Source organism: Oceanisphaera sp., from assembly GCF_052084945.1.
Taxonomy (GTDB): domain Bacteria; phylum Pseudomonadota; class Gammaproteobacteria; order Enterobacterales; family Aeromonadaceae; genus Oceanimonas.
In genome coordinates, this window is sequence record NZ_JBQDEX010000101.1 from 1 (window position 1) to 8,194 (window position 8,194).

The following is an 8,194-nucleotide window of genomic DNA, read 5'->3' on the forward strand; positions in this document are numbered from 1 at the left end:
GGATCACCTTGGCCTCGTGCCGAGGGCAAGCTATGGGCATCTTGGCCATAGGCACGGCCTAAATTAGATAAAAATACCGCCATCTGATTACTGCGGCCATTAGCAGCAGATAAAAAACCATCACCCGCACGGTAGTTAAGGCTAGCGCCATCCACATCATGGCCTTTGGCAGAGCGAACCCAGCCTTTTTCTGATAATACTATGGTCACCGGTTCACTGGGCAACAGCTCTTTCTCGCTTAACGCTTTGGCCTCAGAGCGCGCCACTAATGGTGAGCGACGCTCATCACCAAACTTATCAGCATCGGCTAAAATTTCTTTTTTGATAAGCGTAGTTAAGCGACGCTCTGAACCCAGTATAAGCGCCAGCTTATCGCGTTCAGCGGCCAGCTCATCTTGCTCACCTCGGATTTTCATTTCTTCTAATTTAGCGAGGTGGCGAAGTTTAAGCTCTAAAATAGACTCAGCTTGAATTTCAGTTAAACCAAAATGCGCCATCAGTACCGGCTTGGGTTCATCTTCGCGGCGAATGATCTCGATCACTTCATCGATATTCAAAAATGCGATCAATAAGCCCGCTAAAATATGCAGCCGAGCCTCTACTTTATCGAGGCGATGTTGTAAGCGATTGCGCACGGTTTGACGGCGAAAGCTCAGCCATTCATCCAAAATAATATCGAGACTTTTAACTTGTGGCTTATTGTTTAGCCCCAGCATATTTAAGTTAACGCGATAGCTTTTTTCAAGATCGGTGCTGGCAAATAAGTGCTGCATTAATTGCTCAACATCCACGCGGTTAGAACGCGGGATAATGACTAAACGCGTCGGGTTTTCATGATCTGCCTCATCGCGCAAGTCTGCCACCATGGGTAGCTTTTTAGCCTGCATTTGTGCCGCTATTTGCTCCAGTATTTTGCCGCTACTGGCTTGATGGGGTAAGGCGGTTACCACAATATCGCCATGCTCCATTTCATACACAGCGCGCATTTTGATACTACCACGCCCCGTCTCATAGACTTTTTGAATATCTGCGTGCGGGGTAATAATCTCAGCGTCGGTCGGATAATCTGGGCCTTTAACAAACTGCATCAGCTCAGGCACATCGGCCTTAGGGTGCTCTAATAAGTGCACGCAGGCATTGGCTAATTCGCGAATATTATGTGGCGGAATATCAGTGGCCATACCCACGGCAATGCCCGTCACTCCATTCATTAAAATATGTGGCAAACGTGCCGGCAACATGCGCGGCTCTTTCATGGTGCCATCAAAGTTTGGGATCCACTCTACCGTGCCTTGTCCCAATTCAGACAATAACAACTCGGCATAACGCGACAAACGGGCTTCGGTATAGCGCATGGCCGCAAAAGATTTAGGATCGTCTGGCGCCCCCCAGTTACCTTGGCCATCGACTAACGGGTAGCGATAAGAAAAAGGCTGCGCCATTAATACCATAGCTTCGTAACAGGCCGAATCGCCATGGGGGTGATATTTACCCAGCACATCGCCCACGGTACGAGCAGATTTTTTATGCTTAGACAGTGCCGATAGCCCTAACTCACTCATGGCATAAATAATGCGTCGCTGCACCGGCTTAAGACCGTCACCAATGTGCGGCAAGGCTCTGTCCATGATCACGTACATGGAATAGTTGAGGTAGGCCTGCTCAGTAAAGGTGTGCATGGGCAGGTGCTCGACACCTTCCATGGTAAAATCGTTGGTACTCATGTTATTTGTTTCCTCAGACCAGTGGATCGACCAAGTTACCCTTGGTTTCTAGCCATTCCCGTCGGTCGCCAGAACGCTTTTTCGCCAACAGCATATCCATTAATGTTTCGGTAGCGGCCATGTCTTCGACCGTCAGCTGTACTAAACGCCGAGTGTTAGGATCGAGCGTAGTTTCACGCAGCTGCTTGGGGTTCATTTCACCCAGACCTTTAAAACGGGTGACCTGTACTTTGCCGCGTTTTTTCTCGGCTTTAATACGATCTAAAATGCCATCGCGCTCATCTTCATCTAAGGCGTAAAACACCTCTTTTCCGATATCAACACGGTATAACGGCGGCATGGCCACATAAACATGGCCTTGTTCAACAAGATGGCGAAAATGGCGCATAAAGAGCGCACACAGCAAGGTCGCAATATGTAAGCCGTCTGAGTCTGCATCTGCCAATATGCAGATCTTGCCATATCGCAAGTCAGTCAGATCCGTGGAGTCGGGATCTAACCCAATAGCCACAGAAATATCGTGTACTTCTTGCGAGGCCAACACTTGGCCAGAGTCCACTTCCCAAGTATTTAAGATTTTACCACGCAGCGGCATAATCGCCTGAAACTCGCGATCTCGCGCTTGTTTAGCACTGCCGCCAGCCGAGTCGCCTTCCACTAAGAACAACTCGCCACGCAGTGGGTCAGAGCAGGCACAGTCGGTGAGCTTGCCCGGTAAGGCGGGGCCTTGGGTGACTTTTTTACGCACCACTTTTTTCGCTTGGCGCAAGCGACGCTGAGCACTGCTAATACACAGCTCAGCAATTTGCTCAGCCAGCTCGGTATGTTGGTTAAGCCATAAGCTAAAGGCATCTTTCACCACACCCGACACAAAAGCCGAACTTTGCCGAGACGATAATCGCTCTTTGGTTTGGCCGGCAAATTGTGGGTCTTGCATTTTCACCGATAAAATATAGGCGCAGCGTTCCCAAATATCATCAGGCGTGAGTTTCACGCCACGGGGCAGCAGATTTCTAAACTCACAAAACTCCCGCATGGCATCCAAAAGACCTTGGCGTAAGCCATTAACGTGAGTACCGCCTTGAGTGGTCGGGATCAAGTTAACATAGCTCTCACCAATGCCCTCGCCCCCTTCAGGTAACCAAGTCAGCGCCCATTCAGCCGCACTATGGTCAGCGCTAAAATTACCAACAAAGGGGATTTCTGGCAGGCAAACATGCTCTCTTACTGACTCAACCAAGTAATCTTGCAAGCCATCTTCGTAATACCACTCTATGGTGTCGTTATTAACTTTATCGACAAAACGCAATGTTAGCCCAGGGCATAACACGGCTTTCGCTTTTAATAAATGTTTCAGGCGCGAGACCGAAAACTTAGCCGAGTCAAAGTAACTGGCATCAGGCCAAAAGTGTACCCGAGTGCCCGTATTACGCTGGCCACAGGTACCCGTCACCGTCAGCTCACTGACCTTAGTCCCGTGCTCAAAGGCCATTTCATGCACTTGCCCGGCACGGCGAATGGTCACATCTAATCGTGTACTCAGGGCACTGACCACAGAAATACCGACCCCGTGCAAGCCGCCAGAAAACTCGTAGTTTTTATTAGAAAATTTACCGCCGGCATGCAGCTTGGTAAAAATCAGCTCTACGCCAGAAATGCCTTCTTCTGGGTGAATATCCACCGGCATACCACGGCCGTTATCAATCACTTCTAGTGATTGGTCGGCATGTAAAATCACCTCTATTTTGCTGGCGTGACCAGCGAGCGCCTCATCAACACTGTTGTCGATGACTTCTTGACCAAGGTGGTTAGGGCGCGTGGTGTCGGTATACATACCAGGGCGACGACGCACCGGCTCTAGGCCATTGAGCACCTCAATAGCATCAGCAGTATATTGACTGGATGTCATGTAGCCCCTAAATAATCAGAATTCGTGGCCGCTATCTTACTACTTAGCGCTATCCCCTGTCAGCCTTAAGGATAACGAGCCGCTGAGTGGTAATGTTAAAAAGAAAAACTAACATCGAGAGCCAGAGCTATTTTTACGTTGAGCGGTGGAGGCACAAAGATCAGCTTTTGTACCAATCTACCCCGAGCGTAGGGTCGAATTTATTCGACCTCTTTAGGCCTTGCTATGGTTTTTAGTCGATTGAAATCGACCCTACAGAAGCCATAAAACCCGATCAGTTAGTTTTCCAGATTGGTATAAGCGTTTTTCTTGTGGATTTGGATCTTTAAGATCTAAAGCTGTAAGAAGCGGATGATTTGTGCGCAGTAATGATCAAAGCGAACAAAAGCGTGATTGCCGCCTTTTTGAATACAGACCCGAGCAAAGCGGTAGTAATCGAGGGCTTCACGATAGTCGAGCACCTCATCGCCTTGCTGTTGTAGCAACCAAACGCGCTCCATGCAGCTGGGCTGGTTAACTCGCAGCCCCACTAACTCTTGAATATGTTGCTCAGTCAACAGGTAATGCTGCTCTGTATAGGGGTTAAGCTGCTCGCCTAGGTAGTCTTGCAATAAAATATGCGGATTAATAGCGGGGTTAATCACCACAGCGCGAACCCCATACTGTTCGGCAACTCGAGTCGCTAAAAAACCGCCTAACGAACTACCTGCCACGCCAAAAGGATGGCCGAGCGCCACCAACTCATCGCAAATACTCTGTATTTGTGCCCAAGCTTTCGCAGGCGTTGCGGCAAGTTGAGGACAAATAAGGTGAATGTCGGGCCGCTTTTGTTGCAGGTGCTCGCGCATTTGTTGTGCTTTAACTGACTGAGGCGAGGAGTTAAAGCCATGCAGATATAGAAGAGTTGGCATCTTAATACCCTGTAGCGCTAAAGTCGGGAGTAAAAATATGCGGCTGCAAACGCCACACTTGAGTACTAAGGCGACCATCGGGATGCAATGACATGGCCCGCCAGCCCGGCGCCATAGTATCGAGGGCAAACTCATCTGATAGCGGCTTAAACTGAATACAAGTGGCAGGACTGGCTAAATAACGAATACCTTGCTCGCGCTGATCAAATCCTTGATGCACATGCCCACACAACACCACTTTGGTCGCTTTATGCTTAACTAATAAGTCAGTCATGGCTGAGGCATTGCGCAAATTATGCTGATCTAGCCAAGCACAGCCCACCGGAATGCCCTGATGATGCACCGCTAATAACAAGTGATGCTCAGGGTAGCGCTGCAATGCTTGCTCTAATAAAGAAAGCTGTGCCGCTGAGAGTTCACCGTGAGTCTCACCCGGTAATTGGGTATCGAGTAATAAAATCTGCCATTGTCCGCATAAAAGATGTTTGGCATCGCTAATGCCGGCATTGTCTAATTCAACCTGCATTAAAGCGGCATTATCATGATTACCCGGCAACCAGAACACCGGCGGCGTCAACTCACTCATCAAATCACCAAAATGACGATAAGATTCACGAGAATGGTCTTGTGATAAGTCACCGGTAGCCAAAATAAAGTCGTGGGGCTGAGTGCCTGATAATTGATCATTTTCAAGAATGGCGTCTACTACTGCCTTACCACTATACCAAGGTGCAATGCCTAAAAAGTCGGCTGCTTTATCGGCAAAAAGGTGGGTATCAGTGATCTGTAATAATTCGACGACACCACTTGAGCACAAAGGCTGAAGTTCAATGGTCTCTAATTGCGGGAATGTCTGATTCAAATTTGTTTAACCGTACTAAATCCATGTTGTAGGCAACATTTTAGCCATTCGGCTAAAAAGAAGTTTACCTGCTCTTTTTCATTACGATGATGCATTTTGGCATTAGGATAATGATAACTCGAACGCAGAGTCAATATCTGCTGGCTGGCACACACTTCCGCCATTCTTACATCATGATACAAGCGAACTTTTACCTTCATCCGCATAAAAGAAGGCAGCCCTGGTGTACATTGCTCAATGGATACATGCCAAGTATAAGGCGCTATTTCCAGCACTTTAAGTACAAATAACACCTGTTCACTAATACCAATAGACACAGTATCTCCCACCACAGCCTGCTGAGGTAGCAGCTTCATTAACGCCATGTAATTCATATCACAGGTGCGCTGTAAGGTTTTTAAATCTGGCACATGCTTCTGGGCAAACGCCCTCGTGGTTAACATGGTTCTCCTTGTCAGCTTAACAGACTGACGTCACTCATTCAGGTGCGTAATGTGAAAGCGTAAAGAGTTTCTCGCCACGGAACAAATAATGTAGCCTCCGCCACTCAAACCGTATGGCGATATTGTTATTCCCCTCACTCTTTATACGCTACCGCTTACATATTTATACACGCTGCAAGGCAAGCCACTGCAGAGCAATAATAGTACTGGCGTTATCTAGCTTGCCTTCATTTATCCACTGCATGGCTTGCTGGCGCGGCACCCGGTGAATACGAATATCTTCATTTTCATCGGCTAATCCGCCGTATTCTGGTGCTAGGCTGGCATCCACTTCACCAATAAATAAAGTAATGCGTTCGCTACAGCCACCAGGGCTTGGGAAGTAACTGCTTATCTTTGTTAGCTTAGTTAAGGTGAGACCGGCCTCTTCTAGAGCCTCGCGCCGTGCTACATCTTCTGCAGACTCACCTGCTTCGATAATGCCAGCCACTACTTCAAATAGCCAAGGGCTGGCATCATGATACACAGCACCCACTCGAAACTGTTCAATTAAAATAACTTCATCACGCACTGGGTCATAGGGCAATACGGCTGCGGCATGGCCGCGCTCAAAAAGCTCGCGCGTCATCACCTTACTCCAGCCGCCACCAAACAACTTGTGCTGTAATTGTAGTCGCAATAACTTAAAAAAACCTTGATAGCCAATATCTTCTGCAACCAGTTTCACCTCTTGGTGCCCAAACTGGGCTGACTTATGTGTATTCATTTCGACTCCTTTCTTGACTTTTAACTAGTAAATTTTAGACTACTACCAAAATGAATGAACGTTCATTCAGCTCTCACTAATAATGTCGAGTTGCTTCACCATTGTCTTATACTACGGCTCTACACTATTGTTTTAACCAATTTCCAACCAACAATGGTGATGTTACTCTTATACATCACTAATCAATATCAGCGGCCTGCCTCCAGCACGGCGTTCATTGCTCATCTGTTATGTAAGGCAAATTTAATGAAGAAAACAGTGTTGTCGACCCTAATCTTACTCTGTGCTGCAGGCTCTGCTCAGGCTGAAGACTTACTCGATATTTATCAACAAGCCACCAATAACGATCCTCAAATACGTCAAGCTAAAGCCGTACGCGATACCGCCTTTGAAAAGGTGAAAGAGTCCCGTGCACCACTGCTGCCTCAAGCTGATCTTAGCGCCAATGCTAACTACACTGAAAACAGCAAAAACAGTAATATGAACACAGCGAGTGCCAGCTTAAACCTAAGCCAGGCGCTCTATCGAAAATCAGCCTGGGTTAGCCTGGATATTACCGAGAAACAAGCCACACAAGCTGATGTAGTGTACAAACAGGCACAACAGACGCTGATTTTACGTGCCACTCAAGCCTACTTTGAGGTATTGATTGCTGAAGATGCACTCAGCTTTGTACGCGCAAATAAAGAAGCGGTGAGTCGCCAGTTAGATCAAACCAAGCAACGCTTTGAAGTCGGCTTAAGTGCCATGACGGATGTACATGAGGCACAAGCTCAGTATGACCAAGCATTAGCAGAAGAGATTGATGCTGAAAACTCAGTTAATAATGCCAAAGAAGTGCTGCGCGAACTCACTAATATGAGTTATGCCCAGCTAAATACTCTTAATACTGAGTTATTTAGCCCGCAAAAGTCCCCTATGGTGGCCGATGCTTGGTTAGAGATGGCACTCGATCAAAACTTAGAACTACACCAGCAGCGTATTGGGAAAGACATCGCTAATGAGCAAATTGGCTTAGCGCAAGCAGGGCACCACCCCACATTAGATCTGAATGCGGCACTGGGCAGTAATTATACCGATTACAAAGACAATACCCCAAACCAGCGAGATGGCACTAATAACCAGGCTCAGGTTGGCATTTCTTTAAACCTACCACTTTATAGTGGTGGCGCGACTAGCTCGCAAGTGAAGCAAGCACAGTTTGGTTATGTGGCTGCTAGTGAAGAGTTAGAGCGCAGTTTTAGAGCGGTTAAAAGCCAAGTTTATTCGTCTTATAATGATGTAGAAGCCGCTGCTGGATCGGTTCGTGCTTTTGAACAGTTTGTAATTTCAGCCCAAAGTGCACTAGATGCCACCGAGGCGGGATATGAAGTGGGCACTCGCACTATTGTTGATGTGCTCAATGCAACACGCCAACTCTATAACGCAAAGCAAAATCTTTCTTCAGCGCGTTATGCCTATGTACTACATCAGCTGAAACTCAAGCAAGCGGCCGGAAACTTAACCGAACAAGATTTGGTAGAGATTAATAACGGCTTAATAAAAGAGTAGCTTGTAGCGCCCAGCGCCCAGCGCCCAG

Annotated in this window: 7 protein-coding genes; 1 reads left to right on the forward strand and 6 read right to left on the reverse strand. The window is 47.4% G+C overall.

Going from position 1 to position 8,194, the window contains the following annotated elements; genetic code table 11:
• From parC to nudF, 6 genes are all read right to left on the reverse strand, one after another.
• On the reverse strand, positions 1 to 1,724 hold a 1,724-nt coding region (parC, locus tag ACTHY5_RS09465; RefSeq protein ID WP_441879037.1), incomplete at its 3' end, for a DNA topoisomerase IV subunit A.
• A gap of 13 nt (positions 1,725 to 1,737) precedes the next feature.
• Positions 1,738 to 3,633, reverse strand: coding sequence for a DNA topoisomerase IV subunit B (gene parE / locus ACTHY5_RS09470; protein WP_441879039.1), 1,896 nt, complete (start codon positions 3,631 to 3,633; stop codon positions 1,738 to 1,740).
• Between the two features lie 332 nt (positions 3,634 to 3,965).
• Positions 3,966 to 4,544 (reverse strand): YqiA/YcfP family alpha/beta fold hydrolase, encoded by a 579-nt coding sequence (locus ACTHY5_RS09475; protein ID WP_441879041.1) that lies wholly within the window; start codon positions 4,542 to 4,544, stop codon positions 3,966 to 3,968.
• A gap of 1 nt (position 4,545) precedes the next feature.
• The gene (gene cpdA, locus ACTHY5_RS09480) at positions 4,546 to 5,376 is read right to left on the reverse strand and encodes a 3',5'-cyclic-AMP phosphodiesterase (RefSeq protein ID WP_441879050.1); all 831 of its coding nucleotides are present in this window, start codon (positions 5,374 to 5,376) and stop codon (positions 4,546 to 4,548) included.
• Positions 5,377 to 5,402: 26 nt separating this feature from the next.
• Entirely contained in the window at positions 5,403 to 5,849 is a 447-nt protein-coding gene (locus tag ACTHY5_RS09485; protein WP_441879043.1) for a DUF1249 domain-containing protein, read from the reverse strand.
• A gap of 163 nt (positions 5,850 to 6,012) precedes the next feature.
• Complete coding sequence (nudF, locus tag ACTHY5_RS09490) at positions 6,013 to 6,615, reverse strand: ADP-ribose diphosphatase (RefSeq protein WP_441879045.1); 603 nt, start codon at positions 6,613 to 6,615, stop codon at positions 6,013 to 6,015.
• Positions 6,616 to 6,861: 246 nt separating this feature from the next.
• Here nudF and tolC point away from each other — a divergent pair, with 246 nt between their 5' ends.
• A complete protein-coding gene (tolC, locus tag ACTHY5_RS09495; protein WP_441879047.1) occupies positions 6,862 to 8,166 on the forward strand; it encodes an outer membrane channel protein TolC in 1,305 nt (434 codons plus the stop codon).
• Positions 8,167 to 8,194 lie beyond the last annotated feature (28 nt).